This is a genomic window from Paenibacillus sp. FSL R5-0701 (assembly GCF_037973995.1).
In the GTDB taxonomy this organism is placed as follows: Bacteria; Bacillota; Bacilli; order Paenibacillales; family Paenibacillaceae; genus Paenibacillus.
On record NZ_CP150230.1, the window covers coordinates 2,173,063 to 2,186,771 of the forward strand.

General features: G+C 45.4%; 15 protein-coding genes, 1 tRNA gene and 1 pseudogene. 12 read left to right on the forward strand and 5 right to left on the reverse strand.

The features are described from left to right. Nucleotides 1–22: 22 nt before the first annotated feature. Entirely contained in the window at nucleotides 23–460 is a 438-nt protein-coding gene (locus tag MKZ13_RS10135) for a MerR family transcriptional regulator (protein WP_339185376.1), read from the forward strand. 64 nt (nucleotides 461–524) lie between these two features. Here the strand turns inward: MKZ13_RS10135 and MKZ13_RS10140 are convergent, their stop codons facing one another. Continuing rightward, the gene (locus tag MKZ13_RS10140; RefSeq protein WP_339183736.1) at nucleotides 525–1,460 is read right to left on the reverse strand and encodes an AraC family transcriptional regulator; all 936 of its coding nucleotides are present in this window, start codon (nucleotides 1,458–1,460) and stop codon (nucleotides 525–527) included. Between the two features lie 159 nt (nucleotides 1,461–1,619). Here MKZ13_RS10140 and MKZ13_RS10145 point away from each other — a divergent pair, with 159 nt between their 5' ends. The 5 genes from MKZ13_RS10145 (at nucleotide 1,620) to MKZ13_RS10165 (ending at nucleotide 6,298) form a co-directional block, all read left to right on the forward strand. Next, on the forward strand, nucleotides 1,620–1,895 hold the full coding sequence (locus MKZ13_RS10145; protein ID WP_221823284.1) for an Atu4866 domain-containing protein: 276 nt from the start codon (nucleotides 1,620–1,622) through the stop codon (nucleotides 1,893–1,895). A 24-nt stretch (nucleotides 1,896–1,919) separates the two neighbouring features. After that, complete coding sequence (locus tag MKZ13_RS10150) at nucleotides 1,920–2,657, forward strand: SDR family oxidoreductase (protein ID WP_221823286.1); 738 nt, start codon at nucleotides 1,920–1,922, stop codon at nucleotides 2,655–2,657. A gap of 59 nt (nucleotides 2,658–2,716) precedes the next feature. Then, the gene (locus tag MKZ13_RS10155; RefSeq protein WP_076209057.1) at nucleotides 2,717–3,619 is read left to right on the forward strand and encodes a LysR family transcriptional regulator; all 903 of its coding nucleotides are present in this window, start codon (nucleotides 2,717–2,719) and stop codon (nucleotides 3,617–3,619) included. 160 nt (nucleotides 3,620–3,779) lie between these two features. Then, complete coding sequence (locus tag MKZ13_RS10160) at nucleotides 3,780–4,517, forward strand: fused MFS/spermidine synthase (RefSeq protein ID WP_221823288.1); 738 nt, start codon at nucleotides 3,780–3,782, stop codon at nucleotides 4,515–4,517. Nucleotides 4,518–4,786: 269 nt separating this feature from the next. Then, entirely contained in the window at nucleotides 4,787–6,298 is a 1,512-nt protein-coding gene (locus MKZ13_RS10165; RefSeq protein WP_313771486.1) for a sensor domain-containing diguanylate cyclase, read from the forward strand. 50 nt (nucleotides 6,299–6,348) lie between these two features. Here MKZ13_RS10165 and MKZ13_RS10170 read toward each other — a convergent pair whose 3' ends face one another. Together MKZ13_RS10170 and MKZ13_RS10175 are read right to left on the reverse strand one after the other, a co-directional pair. Next, nucleotides 6,349–6,711 carry a helix-turn-helix domain-containing protein gene (locus MKZ13_RS10170; protein ID WP_017689435.1) on the reverse strand — a complete coding sequence of 121 codons (363 nt, stop codon included), beginning with the start codon at nucleotides 6,709–6,711 and terminating at the stop codon, nucleotides 6,349–6,351. Nucleotides 6,712–6,934: 223 nt separating this feature from the next. Next, nucleotides 6,935–7,927 (reverse strand): Gfo/Idh/MocA family oxidoreductase, encoded by a 993-nt coding sequence (locus MKZ13_RS10175; RefSeq protein ID WP_339183743.1) that lies wholly within the window; start codon nucleotides 7,925–7,927, stop codon nucleotides 6,935–6,937. 223 nt (nucleotides 7,928–8,150) lie between these two features. On the opposite strand from MKZ13_RS10175, the gene MKZ13_RS10180 reads away from it, so the two are divergent. Continuing rightward, nucleotides 8,151–8,235: transfer RNA gene (locus MKZ13_RS10180), tRNA-Leu, on the forward strand. Between the two features lie 105 nt (nucleotides 8,236–8,340). Here MKZ13_RS10180 and MKZ13_RS10185 read toward each other — a convergent pair. Further along, the gene (locus tag MKZ13_RS10185; protein ID WP_036609735.1) at nucleotides 8,341–8,526 is read right to left on the reverse strand and encodes a hypothetical protein; all 186 of its coding nucleotides are present in this window, start codon (nucleotides 8,524–8,526) and stop codon (nucleotides 8,341–8,343) included. A gap of 158 nt (nucleotides 8,527–8,684) precedes the next feature. Here MKZ13_RS10185 and MKZ13_RS10190 point away from each other — a divergent pair, with 158 nt between their 5' ends. Continuing rightward, nucleotides 8,685–9,839 carry a sn-glycerol-1-phosphate dehydrogenase gene (locus MKZ13_RS10190; RefSeq protein WP_221823296.1) on the forward strand — a complete coding sequence of 385 codons (1,155 nt, stop codon included), beginning with the start codon at nucleotides 8,685–8,687 and terminating at the stop codon, nucleotides 9,837–9,839. A 222-nt stretch (nucleotides 9,840–10,061) separates the two neighbouring features. Here MKZ13_RS10190 and MKZ13_RS10195 read toward each other — a convergent pair whose 3' ends face one another. Further along, nucleotides 10,062–10,658, reverse strand: coding sequence for a helix-turn-helix transcriptional regulator (locus tag MKZ13_RS10195; RefSeq protein ID WP_017689431.1), 597 nt, complete (start codon nucleotides 10,656–10,658; stop codon nucleotides 10,062–10,064). A 415-nt stretch (nucleotides 10,659–11,073) separates the two neighbouring features. Between MKZ13_RS10195 and MKZ13_RS10200 the strand changes: the two are divergent. The 4 genes and pseudogenes from MKZ13_RS10200 to MKZ13_RS10215 all read left to right on the forward strand — a co-directional run. After that, nucleotides 11,074–11,490 (forward strand): annotated as a pseudogene (locus MKZ13_RS10200) (phage holin family protein); the annotation flags it as partial. Nucleotides 11,491–11,775: 285 nt separating this feature from the next. Continuing rightward, the gene (locus MKZ13_RS10205; RefSeq protein WP_017689429.1) at nucleotides 11,776–12,063 is read left to right on the forward strand and encodes a Dabb family protein; all 288 of its coding nucleotides are present in this window, start codon (nucleotides 11,776–11,778) and stop codon (nucleotides 12,061–12,063) included. Nucleotides 12,064–12,236: 173 nt separating this feature from the next. Next, nucleotides 12,237–12,698, forward strand: coding sequence for a HepT-like ribonuclease domain-containing protein (locus MKZ13_RS10210; RefSeq protein WP_076318399.1), 462 nt, complete (start codon nucleotides 12,237–12,239; stop codon nucleotides 12,696–12,698). A 10-nt stretch (nucleotides 12,699–12,708) separates the two neighbouring features. Continuing rightward, a complete protein-coding gene (locus MKZ13_RS10215) occupies nucleotides 12,709–13,623 on the forward strand; it encodes a DUF4261 domain-containing protein (protein ID WP_221823300.1) in 915 nt (304 codons plus the stop codon). Nucleotides 13,624–13,709: the final 86 nt, after the last annotated feature.

Below are 13,709 nucleotides of genomic sequence, written 5' to 3' on the forward strand. Positions count from 1 at the left end.
AATGAATGTGGAGGAGGCCCATATGGTGAGCGAGAATGAAGTATTCTCCATTAAAGAAACGTCAGAACAGGCCGGATTATCAGAAGATACAATTCGTTATTATGAGAAGATTGGGCTGCTTCCCCGTGCTGAACGCAAGGCCAATCGCCATCGGGTATATCGCTCGGAGGATATTCATACGATGAAATTGATCACATGCCTGAAAAAAACAGGAATGTCTTTGGAGGAAATGAAGCCTTATTTACAAATGTCCATGGATTCCGATCTTGCCGATTTCCCGGATGAACGGGAGATGCTGGTGAATCACCGGAAGAAAGTTGAAGCACAGATTGCTTCGCTACAGCAAGTGGTTGATTTTATCGACGAGAAGTTGGAGAAACGAAGTATGTATCCTGATGAATGTCCTATTAGCGGGGAGAACCAGATGTCTGTTTTTGAAAAACAGAACATATTCTCTTGATGGCGCTGCTGCCTATATGAATCCGAAAACCCACGTCATGATGACGCGGGTCTTTTTGCTGTTTCTAGTATTTAATATCGAGTGTATGACGAAGTCGTTTGATATCGCTTTTGGGAGGGAGACCATACATGCGGGCATACTCCCGGCTGAATTGAGACGGACTTTCATAGCCAACCTGGAACGCAGCGTCGGCGGCATCAGTTGAACCTGCAAGCAGCATTCGCCGGGCTTCATGCAATCGAATTTGTTTCTGGAATTGCAAAGGGCTCATGGCGGTAATAGCTTTGAAATGATGATGTAATGAGGAAGAACTCATGTTGATCATGGCAGCAAGTTGTTCAATCCGAAGTGGCTTAGCATAATCAGATTGGATGACTTCGATCACCTTGGCGATGTGCTGTGCATGACTGTCCTGAATAGCAAACTGCTTGATGGAATGTCCATGTTCATCCTGAATAATACGATATAGAATTTCGCGGATAAACATAGGGGCAAGAACGGGAATGTCTTCAGGTGTGTCCAGCAGCCGAACCAATCGGATCACGGCTTCAAGAAGGGAAGGTTTGGTTGAGCTAACAAACAATCCTCTTCGTGTTGAATGGTCAGGTTTGGGTTGTGCAGAAGACGTATCCTGAATCAGATCGAAAATCTGCCCTGAATCAAAATCCAGTCGAATACATAGATAGGGATGTTTGGTTGTAGCCTTTACAACCTGCCCTGAAATAGGCAAGTTTACGGAAGCTACCAAATATTGTGACAGGTCGTAGGTGTAACTCTCGCGGCCGAGTATAACTAATTTGGAACCTTGAGCGACAATGCAGAGGGCAGGCTGATGAACGGAATATATGGGTTGTGAGATCTCGGAGGCACGGATTAAGGCAAGGGATGGAATTGCTGTTGGATGTATCCCGTCATTTGGGGTGAAATGCTCAATAAGTTGAGCCAATTGTTGCTGCTGCTCTGTGATGCCTGTATCTGCTTCATTGGTTTTGATAAACATGAATTGCAGCCCCCTTGTAAACCACTATTACTATTATTTTAAAACGCGCTGGAGGAATAGGCAAGAATACTGCGGGATTTTTCTATCGTACAACGACTGATCCTCTACATAATGGAGATAAGCAACGGAATCTTTTGAAGCAGAGAGGAGTGAGAAACAATGGAGCGCAATTCAATGGGCGACCAACAAGAACCCAAACACCCGTATGTGGGGATGTGGGTCACAAAGGATGGATATATCAGACACGAACTTCTTCCTTGCGGTAGATATGATGAAGCAAGAGGAGATCGGCAAAGTGCATATCAGGGTTGCTATGTTGTTCATGGGGAACATATAGAATACGTGGATGATACGGGATTTACAGCGGATGGAGACTTCAGGGACGGCGTTTTGTATCATGCAGGCATGGTTTTGTATAGAGAAAATGTACAATAACAACCAAATAAGGAGCGATATAATATGTCCAATGTAAAAGGGAAAGTTGTTGTGATTACCGGTGCGAGTAGTGGAATTGGTGAGTCAACAGCTCGATTGCTTGCACAGCATGGAGCGCATGTAGTTATTGGAGCTAGGCGTGTGGACCGTTTGGAGACATTGGCCTCCTCCATTCGTTTGGAGGGCGGATCAGTGGAGTATCATTCGCTGGATGTTACCAGATTGGAAGAGATGCAAACCATCGTTGACCTCGCTCTAACTCGCTATGGACGTGTCGATGTTATTTTAAATAACGCTGGAGTCATGCCGCTATCTCCCCTTGAAGCGTTAAAGGTAGATGAGTGGAATCGCATGATAGATGTTAACATTCGTGGTGTTCTGCATGGCATTGCGGCTGGACTACCCGTCATGAAAAAGCAGGGTTTCGGCCAGTTTATTAATATCGCCTCTATTGGAGCCTATGCCGTGTCACCAACGGCAGCGGTGTATTGTGCAACCAAATACGCAGTCCGCGCCATCTCGGAGGGGTTGCGACAGGAAGTAGGCGGAGATATCCGCGTAACCCTTATATCACCAGGCGTGACGGAATCGGAACTCGCGGATACGATTTCTGATGAAGAAGCACGTGATCTCATGAAAGAGTATCGGCGCATATCCATTCCCGCCTCGACGATTGCGCAAAGTATCTTGTTTGCCATTAGCCAGCCGGCAGAGGTGGACGTAAATGAGATTGTAGTCAGACCGACAGCAAGCATGGCTTAAGGTCTGATCCTCTTTTGGTATATAATAGATTCAATTGATACGAAAAGAGGAATAGTGCAGTGACATTACAACAACTAAAATATGTGATCGAAGTTGCCACGCGCGGTTCCATGAATGAAGCAGCCAAAAGGTTGTTTATCTCGCAACCCAGCCTTTCGAATGCCATTCGGGATCTGGAGCAGGAGTTGCGAATTACTATTTTTGAACGCACCAATAAGGGAATATCTCTGTCTAAAGAAGGCGTTGAGTTTCTGAGTTATGCACGTCAGGTGGTAGAACAAGCTGAATTGCTGGAGAACCGTTATCTGAACGCCAAGCCATCCCCGCAGCACTTCTCCGTATCGACGCAGCATTATGCGTTTGCAGTGAATGCCTTTGTTCGTCTGGTACAGCAGTATGGTCAGGATGAATACGAGTTGGCGCTTCGGGAGACAAAGACCTACGAGATTATTCAGGACGTGAAAAGCCTGCGTAGTGAAATTGGCATCCTGTATTTGAATGAGTTCAATGCTAAGGTGATTAACAAATTGTTAAAAGATGCGGGTCTGGTCTTCACGAGCTTGTTTACAGCGAAGCCCCATATCTTTATCAGTGTGAAGAACCCGCTGGCGAAGCAGGAGTCGGTTGCCATCGAGCAATTGCAGGATTATCCGTACTTGTCATTTGACCAGGGAGAGTACAATTCCTTTCATTTTTCCGAAGAGATCCTGAGTACGTTATCTCACCCCAAAAGCATACAGGTTAATGACCGCGCAACATTGTTTAACCTGTTGATTGGTCTGAATGGTTATACGATCTCTACGGGTGTACTTAGCGCTGATCTGAACGGAAACGAGATTATTCCTGTACCGCTGGAATGTGAGGAATCCATTAATGTAGGGTGGATAAGCCACAAGAGTACTTCTCTCTCTAATCTGGGCGTAGCATATGTCCAGGCTCTGCATGAGGCCATAGGGTCTTAGAAGTGTTAAATGGTTCATCAAAAGGCCGTTTCCGGTTGAGTCGGAACGGTTTTTTTGTTGTACTATGATCTTTCAAGTATAGGGTGGAATGTTGTCATCCCGTGTAATAGAATGAAGGTATATGTCGAATAGGCGTAAGAGATCGAAGGGAGAACGGTTAGTGAGAGTTCTGTATCGGAATAAAAGTGAACAGCATGAGCTGACGGTATATGATACCAAAAAGCTTTATGGAGAGAAGGGTCAGTTTCGTGTATTAGAATTCTCGAACGCAGCTGTGCAGGGAGCCATGGATCTGGATGAGCCTAAGCGGATGGTGTTGGAGTATCCGAGAGCGATGGTGCATCTAATGGAACGGAATGATCCTGAGTTTGATACCGTATTTGTGGTGGGACATGGTATTGGCACATTGCCAACCTACTTGTCTGATCGTCAGGTAAAAGTGGCTGAGCTTGACGCAGAGGTCGTGGAGTTGAGCCAAACCTTTTTTGGATATGAGGGAAGTCCTGTGCTCATTGGGGATGGTCGTGAATTATTAGGCCAGGAAGCCGCTGCGACATATGATTATATTATTATTGATGCCTTTACGGCAACGGGTACACCGGAGCAGTTTATATCCAGTGATTTTTTTGCCATGGTCAAGGACAAGCTGGACTCGGACGGAGCTGTGATCATTAATGTGTTCGGGCGTGCGGGCAACGATCGGCTTGTCAATGCGATCTATACGACACTTCAGGCGCAGTTTGTCTATACACGTGCATTTGCATTACCTACAGAAACAGCGGATGAAGTTCAAAATCGCATTTTAATGGGTAGTCATCACCCGATCGAATTTCAGGTTCGTCAGATGGCAGGGTTTGTTGAACAAGAGCCAGAAGAAGGTTATATCATTGTCGATTAGGGCGATCCTGAACAGTGATTCTTCCAGGGAAAGTAAAATGTCATTAAATCGTCAATCTTACGATGTAATTGTTAAGATTTCTCAAACTCTTTATTTGATCTTAACAACTTTCGTATAAGATAGAAGGAATATGCCTTTTCATGAAAATCCGGGGGAAGTAAACGATGATTGCACAGATCAAGAGATCTAGATTACGAAAAAAAATAAAAAACATCAAGAAGATCAGCCTCACGGCTTTACTCGGCGGGTTGGTCACTATTTCAGTTATAATGACATTGACCCTCATGGTCATCTCATCTTATACATCTCAGAAACAGTCACTCATTGATAACACCCTGTCCCTAAACTATGCAAGCGCTGTGCAAATGAGCCAAACTCTGGATTCGCTTTTTGATTCCATGCAGGAGAGCTTAAAATATGCAACCCAGTATTTTCCTGATGTGGATCGCTCCAATACAAAAGAGTTGAATTCCACATTGGATTTGGTTCGCAATAGCAGTAATTTTTTTAATTCCGTTTCTTTGGTAGATAAAGCGGGAGTAGTCAGGTCTACTTCACCTTACTCACAGGCTAGCGTAGGTCACCATGTTAGTTCCAATGCAGCAAAAGAAGCGGTTAGTTTGAGGGCTTCGTATATCTCCGAAGCGTACCAGACACCCAGAACCAAACGCAGAATTGTATTTGTCAGTGAACCGATCTTTGATTTGGCAGGGGAGTACCAAGGAACGATTGGTGGAAATATCTTTTTACAGGAAAATAATATATTGAGTCTGTCTTTTGGCAGTCAGCTCAAGACAAGTAATGGTTCCTACTTTTTTATTGTGGATAAGAAGGGCACTTTGTTATTTCATCCAAACACCAACCGAATTGGTGAAAATGTCAGTGAAAATGAAGTGGTGCAAAAGCTGTTAGCAAACGAGAACGGTAAGGAACAATACAAAAACCTGGCAGGTGTGGATTCACTTGCAGGTTATTACAAAGTTCCATCAACAGGTTGGGGCGTCGTAATCGTGTCTCCAACCCAAACGGTGTACGATCAGTTGAATCATCATATCCGTATGTTGTTGCTGTACACTTCAGTGCCTTTCCTGATCCTGACCCTTATTGTGGTTCGGGTTGCACGCAAGCTGGCCAGTCCTTTTGCTATGCTTGCTGATTTGGTGAATCAGGTCGATAAGGGACAAGTGGATCTACCGGTGATAAAACCTCACTGGAATAGAGAGGCAGACCTTCTAACGAGAGCAGTTGTTGGCGCATTGGCGAACTTTAGAAAACAGACAAACCAGCTTGTCTATGATGCCAGAACCGATGTTTTAACAGGCATGAACAATCGCAGAACCTTCGAAGAAGTCATTCAGGAATGGATTCAGGATGAGGTGCCGTTCTCCATTATTGTTCTGGATATCGACCGCTTCAAGTCCATTAATGATACATTCGGGCATCATGCTGGGGATGAAGTATTGAAACACATTGCCAATATCATTCAATTGTCTGTTCGACCAGAAGATGTCTGTGCCCGGTTTGGTGGAGAGGAATTTGTAGTCTTGTTAAGAAATTCCGAGTCTAACGTGGCTTTTGAGATTGCTGAACGTATCCGAATAACGGTCGAAGAAAGCGTATTGCCTATAGATCGTTCCGTCACCATCTCGGCTGGAATTGCTGAATATCCGAAGCACTCCACAACATCCACAGAACTGTTTCACTTGGCGGATAATGCATTGTATCAAGCCAAGGAAGAAGGGCGTAACCGAACAGTTACGATTCAGACGGTTATTAAATAAGCAAGCAAAGAAGCTGTCCCCTAAGAATAAGGGACAGCTTCTTTTGTGTATTATACCTCTTGTGAGGATCTGGCCAGAACCTCATTTGTATACGTTTCTCCCCAATCTCGCATGCTGAAGATAATCGGCCGTAACGTCTCACCAAATGGTGTGAGGGAATACTCCACTTTAGGTGGGATCTGGGGATATATTTCACGATGAACAATTCCGCTGCCTTCCAACTCTCGAAGTTGCAGGGTGAGCATACGCTGGGTGATGTCAGGAAACAATTTTCGGATCTCGTTAAATCTCAAAGGACCGGAGAATAAATGATACAAAATGGCACCTTTCCACTTGCCTCCGATCACACTAAGGGTAACTTCTACGGAACAGCCGTATGGCGCGGGACATAGCTTGGTTGCGTCCTTTTTCATTATAAGTACACCTCCACTTTACGGTGATTTTCTATAGTATCTATTTGGGTGGTTACATTATATAAAGTACGTATGGTACATGAAAGAGCATATCACTTATAATTCAGATTATAAACCCTAATTCTAGGCGAAGGCAGGTGCGATGATGTCTATAAGATAAAAAAGAGCCCCGGTTTCAGGCTCCTCTCTGGATGTATAAAATATGATGATGAGCGTATATCCGCTACTTCAGTGACGCTAGAATGGTGTCACATAGAGCCATCGTTGCAATATTATCCTTGGCGCTGGAATGTGGGACAGTCTGATTCTGGCAACACGCGATAAAGTGCACCATTTCACCAACAAACCCGCGTAGATAAAGGTCGCGATAAGCTCCTGACATGGGAGATCCGGAAGGTGTATATACGGTATCTTGCTCTTCGAGAGATTTCCAGGGAAGGTTGGTCGAGCTTCGGGATTGATGAACAGTAAGTGTGTTGATCTCTTCAACTGACGCAAATCCGTTGTCGAAGGTGACGAGTACACTTTCACTCTCCCGTGACCAAGCACTCATGCCGGTAAAATAAGCGCTGCCTACGACGTTATTCTCAAATACAAGGGAAATGCTTTGATTAATGTGTTCCCCATCCTTCACAGTTGTGCCTGTAACCCGTATTACTTCCCCGAATAAGTAACGCATCAGATCGACCATATGAATGGCAGCGAGCTTCATGAACTGTTCCTCATCCTTGCAAAATGGAGTACTGTCTACAGCGAATTTCATCTGGAATGAACGTACCTTACCTAGCGAACCACTATCAATGAGCTCCTTCAGCTTTATGTATACGGGGGCATAACGTTTCATAAAACCGACCATGACAACGACTTCAGCCTGCTGAGCAGCTTCTGCTACAGTGGCGGCTTCTGCTGCTTTCCATCCGAGCGGCTTATCCACATATACATTCTTGCCTGCCCGAATGCATTCAAGGACAAGAGCGGTCTGATCTACAGGCTGGGCGACCACAACGACTCCGTCACAGATTTCCTGCTGCAACATAAGCTGAGCATTGTCATACGCTTTTCCGTTGCTGCCAAATCGCAGCAGAGCTGCTTCAGAGCGTTGCATACTCCGTGTGGCAATGGCCTGGATCCGCGCTCCGGCTTCAACAACAGAAGGGTAAATATTCGTGGATGCATGAAACCCGGCACCGATAAAGCACAGATGGGTTGTTTTCAAGGTGGATCTCTCCTTCATTTTTGCATTCGTATGGTTGGAATATTTGTTTTATTGCTACGATAGGGTATTTGAAGTTGAGAAAAAAGGACATATGTCCTTTTTTTGAATGTATAAAAAAGAAGTTGCATTTTTATTTTGGAGCATGTATACTCTGAATTACGGTAAAACAAGGAATTGCTTCACCGGAACGCTTTTCATCGATGGATGAGGAGATACATATTATGCGGTCGTGGCGGAATTGGCAGACGCGCACGGTTCAGGTCCGTGTGGGCTAACCCCCCGTGGAGGTTCGAGTCCTCTCGACCGCATCTAACAAAAAAGGTTCGTGAGTTGCTCTAGGGCAATTCACGAACCTTTTTTTATTTTGTGGATCATTCGTGTGAAGCCTACATTTTGCTACCAGCATGCCAATGCTAATGTTGCCGCTGGCGCAGAATGACTGCCGTGATGATCCCGGCAATGGCTCCTGCAATACCAAATAGCGTAACACTGGCAACCACTTCAACCGACTGGAGACGAAACAAAAAAGCGATACCGCTGCCAAAAGTGGTTCCGGCGAGAAATCCGAGCGAAATTCCTAATTCTTTCGTTAATTTCATTGCTTCACCTACTTGGAAATGTGAGATATGGATTTGCAAATATTGGGTACAGGCAGTAAAGTGTGATCAGGAAAATCATCACATTTTATTTCCTTTTTTATCTTGTGGTTTTAACCCGTTAATTATGCATGATATCTCATATGGGAGGGTAAGAGCGAATGAATATGAACGAACGAATTGCAGCATGGAATGAGGAAGCACAGCAGTGTGCTTGCGGTCATCAACACCGGATGGTGGATATGCTGATTCATCTGGAACCTGGGGCCATTCAGAGGTTACCGGGTTATTTGTCTGAGCAAGGATATCGTCAGGTGACAGTTGTTTATGATCGACATACGTTTCGGGCCGCTGGATCTGATGTGCTGAGTAGTATTCGCGAAGCTGGAATGCATGTGGATGAGATCTCTATACCGGAGAATCGTACGGGTGATATCATTGCGGATGAAGCAGCTATTGTACAGGTCATGTTGGGTGTGAGACTCGAAAGTCAGGCTGTAATTGCGGTGGGTTCAGGTACCATTCATGATCTGGTGAGATTTGTTTGTTCCAAAATGAACAAGCCCTTTCTGTCGATACCGACAGCGGCTTCAGTGGATGGGTTTACCTCTGCGGGTGCACCCTTAATTGTAAGCGGCATCAAACAAACATTTCAGGCTGTTCCGCCTGAGGCTATCTTTGCCGATCTGGATATTCTGGAGCAAGCCCCCCAAGTGATGACAGCTGCCGGATTCGGAGATATGCTTGGTAAATATACTTCACTTGCAGACTGGATTGTTTCTCGTGAACTGGGCGGAGAACCGTTCTGTCCAGTTGCTTATCGGATGACAGAAGAAGCGCTGAAGACCTGCGTAGATCATGTACAAGCTATTTCGGAGGGGCGAGCAGAGGGAGTAGCTGTATTAATGGACGCATTAATTATTTCCGGTATCTCCATGCTGATCATTGACCATTCCCGTCCGGCATCCGGAGGTGAGCATCATCTGTCCCACATCTTGGAGATGGATCTGATGCAAGCGGGAGAAAGACCGGTTCTGCATGGTGCCAAAGTTGGCGTAGCTTGTGCGTTGCTTACGGTGAAATATAAAGAGCTTGCACAGACATCGGGTGAACCGGTGTTTGGGATATATGACCAATTGCCGGAGGCTTCTCAGCTCATCGCATGGTTGGAACAAGTAGGTGGACCTGTGACTACTGAGCAACTCGGTGTAACTCCGGAGATGGTGGAACATGCGTTCAACACAGCGCATACGCTTCGTCCTCGATATACCGGATTGAGATATATCAATGAAGTATTAAACACGAGGTTAGGATAACCTTTTAGCGAGAACGGTCATGATGAAATGTATAAACTTAGCTTGTAGCTGGCTGTGATGGCTCTCCTTGGGATCAAAAGGCGAATTAGGGTAGGTTATCTGACATTTCTCAGGGAATAGCCAGAACAGTGCTTCAAGTCCGAGAGAGAAGGCATGTATTTCATTTTAAAAAGGCTCTGGCCTCCCTATGGGGAGATCAGAGCCTTTTGGCTGTTCGCTTATTTAGTTGTTGCGACGATCTTTCAAGATGACATCTGCGAACAAAATAGTTTTCGGGATACGGAAAAATTGCTCCGCTTGTTCCTGAAACGCAGCAGAAGGCAGTGTTCCCTGATGCAGCCATTTGCGGAAAGTGCCGGGATGAACCCCGATCCAGTGGCTGACATCTGTCACCGACAGATCATGGACCATACACAAGCCTGTCAAAATACGGTTACTAACCGGAGAACGGGTCACCGTACGCTTCATGAAGCGAGATGACTCGGGTTGACATATGACAGGGCTATTACGCACAACTTCTTCATTGAAGAGAATATGACGCGGGTAGCCGAGTAATTGGCAAGTCTTGTCCAAATTGGTACTGCCGGGTATCCGTCCTTCATATACCCACGCACTGACACTGCGTGAAGAGATGGAGAGGTCTTCAGCTAGCTGGGACAACTTGATATCATTGGCCATCAGCACGGCAAGAAGAACACGATTGCGGATTTGACAGCGTGTCGGTTTTCGGAATCGTTTAACACGGACGCCTTTTCCCAAGTATTTACGGTTGATCAGAGACCACGCCTGGATGGAATGTTGTTCTGGTTGATTAGGCATATTTCCTCCGATTTTTTTTAACCAAATACTACAATAAACAACGGGGTACTTTCAAGTGCCGGGTTTACCGGTTACAAATGCATCAATGCGTCAATTCATGATAAAGAGGGAACTACGAACTAGACCATGCGCAATTCACATCCTAGTATATTCCTAGATTACAATGTTTCACTAAAAATGAGGGGAGAAATTCGGCAGGAATAAAAATAATATAGTTCTAATTACTTATTATTAGGTCTAAAGAACTTTTATCTGTTTTTTGTTGATATGATGCGGTTTATTTCCCTGAATTCCCCAAAAGCATGTGATTTTCGCTCCCCTGCTGCGAAGAGGATGTGCACAAATCTGAAATGATAAATCCGCATGTTCAGCATGACATGTGACCTGTCAAATCTCTTACTTTTACATATATTGTATGATACTCAAGTGTAAGGGAGAGGTGAGGAACGTGCATCTATCTGTGAATACCTTTGCTGCCATCTCGGGAGCATTTGTTACGTTTGCTTTTGGCGGATGGGATCAATTGCTGAGCCTGCTCGCGGTCGCGATGGCTGTGGATTATATAACAGGTTTGGCAGCGGCGGTAAGAACAGGTACCGGGTTAAATAGCAACATTGGATTCTGGGGGATTGCTCGCAAAGGGCTCATGCTGACTGTTGTTTTGCTTGCTCATCGAATTGATCTGATCATGGGAACCGATTTTATCAAAGGCGGAGCTATTTATTTCTATCTGGTGAATGAACTCATTTCGATTACCGAGAACTATGCCAAAATCGGTCTTCCATTGCCTGCAAAGCTCAGACAGGCCATTGCAGTGTTGAAAAAACAGGAGGATCAGGAGTATCTGACGAATCGTGAGTGGTCCAAACCGCAGCAAACTCCAGACAACATCAAGCAGCAGGCTGAAACAGGACAAACTTTGCAGGATGAATCCGCGAAACAGACGGAGGATAGTTCTCAAAAGAAATCCGAATCGAAAGGAAACGGTTTGGATTAGTTTTTCTTATCAAGAGAACGTTTCCAAGTATCCTTTCGTAATAGAGAGCGTTATGATATATTTTGGATACATGAAAATTCATTCATTTCTACTATTATATTAAATGAGGTGCTTGCCCAGATGATAAAACATATTGTCCTGTTTAAAATGAAAGATCGTTCAGCAGAAAGTATTGAAGCTGCAGCCCAGGTGCTTCGCAATCTGGAAGGTAAAATTGATGTCCTAGTTTCACTTGAAATCGGGATTGATGTGCTTCGCTCGGAGAGATCGTTCGACATTTCACTCACGGCGGAGTTTGCGTCACTGGAGGATCTCCAGGCGTATCAGGTACACCCGCTTCATCAGGAAGTTATCAAGTACATGAACGAAGTCAGAGAACAGTCAATTGCAGTGGACTACGAAATCTGATCTGTCATTCAAACTACGTTGAGATAAAGGGGACTCTGCATGAGCGATTTAAGAGACGTTATGGAATTTCTATATATTTTTGTTGTGTTTCTAATCGCTTGTCCTGTGATGATATTCTGGCTTAAGCGAAGAGGGAAACGGAACCGATAACTCACTGAACGGGAAGTGAACGAATGTATTATGTAAACAGAGAACAGATTGCCCGCCGGCTTGCTGCTGTACCGGAAGTAGCTGAAGGGCTTCGCGGGGCAGCAGAAGCTTGGGATGGCAGTCTCATGCTGGGTATGGTACAGGAACGTTGTCTTCACCTGGCGATCGAGATTGTTACCGATGTGGGAAGTTATCTGATCGACGGCTTCATCATGAGAGATGCAAGCAGCTATGATGATATTATTCAGATTAATTATGAAGAAAAGGTTTTTGATAATCCGACCTATGAGATATTGCGTCAGCTTGTCACGTTACGCAAGCCACTGGTGCAGGATTATTACACCTGGGAGCGGTCTGAGCTCCATCCACTTAGCGTAGAGTTGCCGAGTATACTTGAACATTTTACTACTCAGGTTAGCGCCTACGTGGAAAAAGAACTTGGTCCTTTCAATACGGCACAGGCCGAGGGACAGCGTAAGGAATGAGGGAAATCGAATGACAAATGAATCAAAAGAATTCAATGAAGCTAATACTGAAAGTAACGAAACAAATGAAACACCTTCCGGATTCCATCCGGTGTATATGGTTGAACTTTTGTTCCGGGAACGTCCAGAGGTGGATCGCCTGCGTTTGCAGGAAGCTATGATCCGTCATACAGGACAAGTCCGACTGGATGTGAAACAAGAGAGCGGAGGGCAAAAGCATGAGATGCTTGTCTTCTATCATCTGGACCACAAGGTATCCTTCCAGGAAGGGGATATCCCTGCTCAGACTTGCATGCTTCCTGTGAATGAAATCGCAGATCGTGCTCGCTTTGGCGGTGCTCTGCAACAAGCATGGCATTGGCCGGATGCAGGACAAGCTGTGGAAGCTGCGCGTTACTCCATTCGGATACATGATATGTTCACGGCTGCCATGCCTCGTAAACAGCGTCTGGAGCTGTTTCAGAAGACTGTACTGGCAATCATGGAGAGTTTGACCTGTGACGCGCTGTATTGGTATGGCAGTGACAAGCTGGTTGAACCGGAAGCATATACGCAAGCTCAGGAACGTGAGGAACATCTGTATGCAGCCATGAACGTTCGAATGTATCAAGCTGGAGGTACAGAGGAACAGCGCGGGTTGGTCATGGATACCGTGGGATTATCTGCGCTGGGTGTACCTGATGTCCAGTGTCACTTCGTCGGTCTTGATCCGGATACGGTGGCTCAGACCTTACTGGGTGCAGCGTATTACATATTTGATCAGGGGGATGTTCTGCAAGATGGACAGACGCTGGGTTCTTCAGGTGGACGTCGCTGGCGTTGTGAACATCAGGCAGCATTGATTGCACCTGGACGATATGTGATTGATTTGGACCCGGGGGATGAGCATGCCGCGTCTAATCTCGAGCCGGCTCGTCAGAACTGAGTTTAAGCCAAGTCATTTGCATCCATTCAAAAAGGGCGTTCAGATTATTTTTAACATCTGGAGTGTCAAGTCAAGCCTGTGCTGCT

What these genes read in the sequence shown, in the direction of transcription:
- MKZ13_RS10135 (WP_339185376.1), top strand. Translation starts at nt 23, where the DNA reads ATGGTGAGCGAGAATGAAGTATTCTCCATTAAAGAAACGTCAGAACAG.
- MKZ13_RS10140 (WP_339183736.1), bottom strand. Translation starts at nt 1,460, where the DNA reads ATGTTTATCAAAACCAATGAAGCAGATACAGGCATCACAGAGCAGCAG.
- MKZ13_RS10145 (WP_221823284.1), top strand. Translation starts at nt 1,620, where the DNA reads ATGGAGCGCAATTCAATGGGCGACCAACAAGAACCCAAACACCCGTAT.
- MKZ13_RS10150 (WP_221823286.1), top strand. Translation starts at nt 1,920, where the DNA reads ATGTCCAATGTAAAAGGGAAAGTTGTTGTGATTACCGGTGCGAGTAGT.
- MKZ13_RS10165 (WP_313771486.1), top strand. Translation starts at nt 4,787, where the DNA reads ATGACATTGACCCTCATGGTCATCTCATCTTATACATCTCAGAAACAG.
- MKZ13_RS10170 (WP_017689435.1), bottom strand. Translation starts at nt 6,711, where the DNA reads ATGAAAAAGGACGCAACCAAGCTATGTCCCGCGCCATACGGCTGTTCC.
- MKZ13_RS10185 (WP_036609735.1), bottom strand. Translation starts at nt 8,526, where the DNA reads ATGAAATTAACGAAAGAATTAGGAATTTCGCTCGGATTTCTCGCCGGA.
- MKZ13_RS10190 (WP_221823296.1), top strand. Translation starts at nt 8,685, where the DNA reads ATGAATATGAACGAACGAATTGCAGCATGGAATGAGGAAGCACAGCAG.
- MKZ13_RS10195 (WP_017689431.1), bottom strand. Translation starts at nt 10,658, where the DNA reads ATGCCTAATCAACCAGAACAACATTCCATCCAGGCGTGGTCTCTGATC.
- MKZ13_RS10205 (WP_017689429.1), top strand. Translation starts at nt 11,776, where the DNA reads ATGATAAAACATATTGTCCTGTTTAAAATGAAAGATCGTTCAGCAGAA.
- MKZ13_RS10210 (WP_076318399.1), top strand. Translation starts at nt 12,237, where the DNA reads ATGTATTATGTAAACAGAGAACAGATTGCCCGCCGGCTTGCTGCTGTA.
- MKZ13_RS10215 (WP_221823300.1), top strand. Translation starts at nt 12,709, where the DNA reads ATGACAAATGAATCAAAAGAATTCAATGAAGCTAATACTGAAAGTAAC.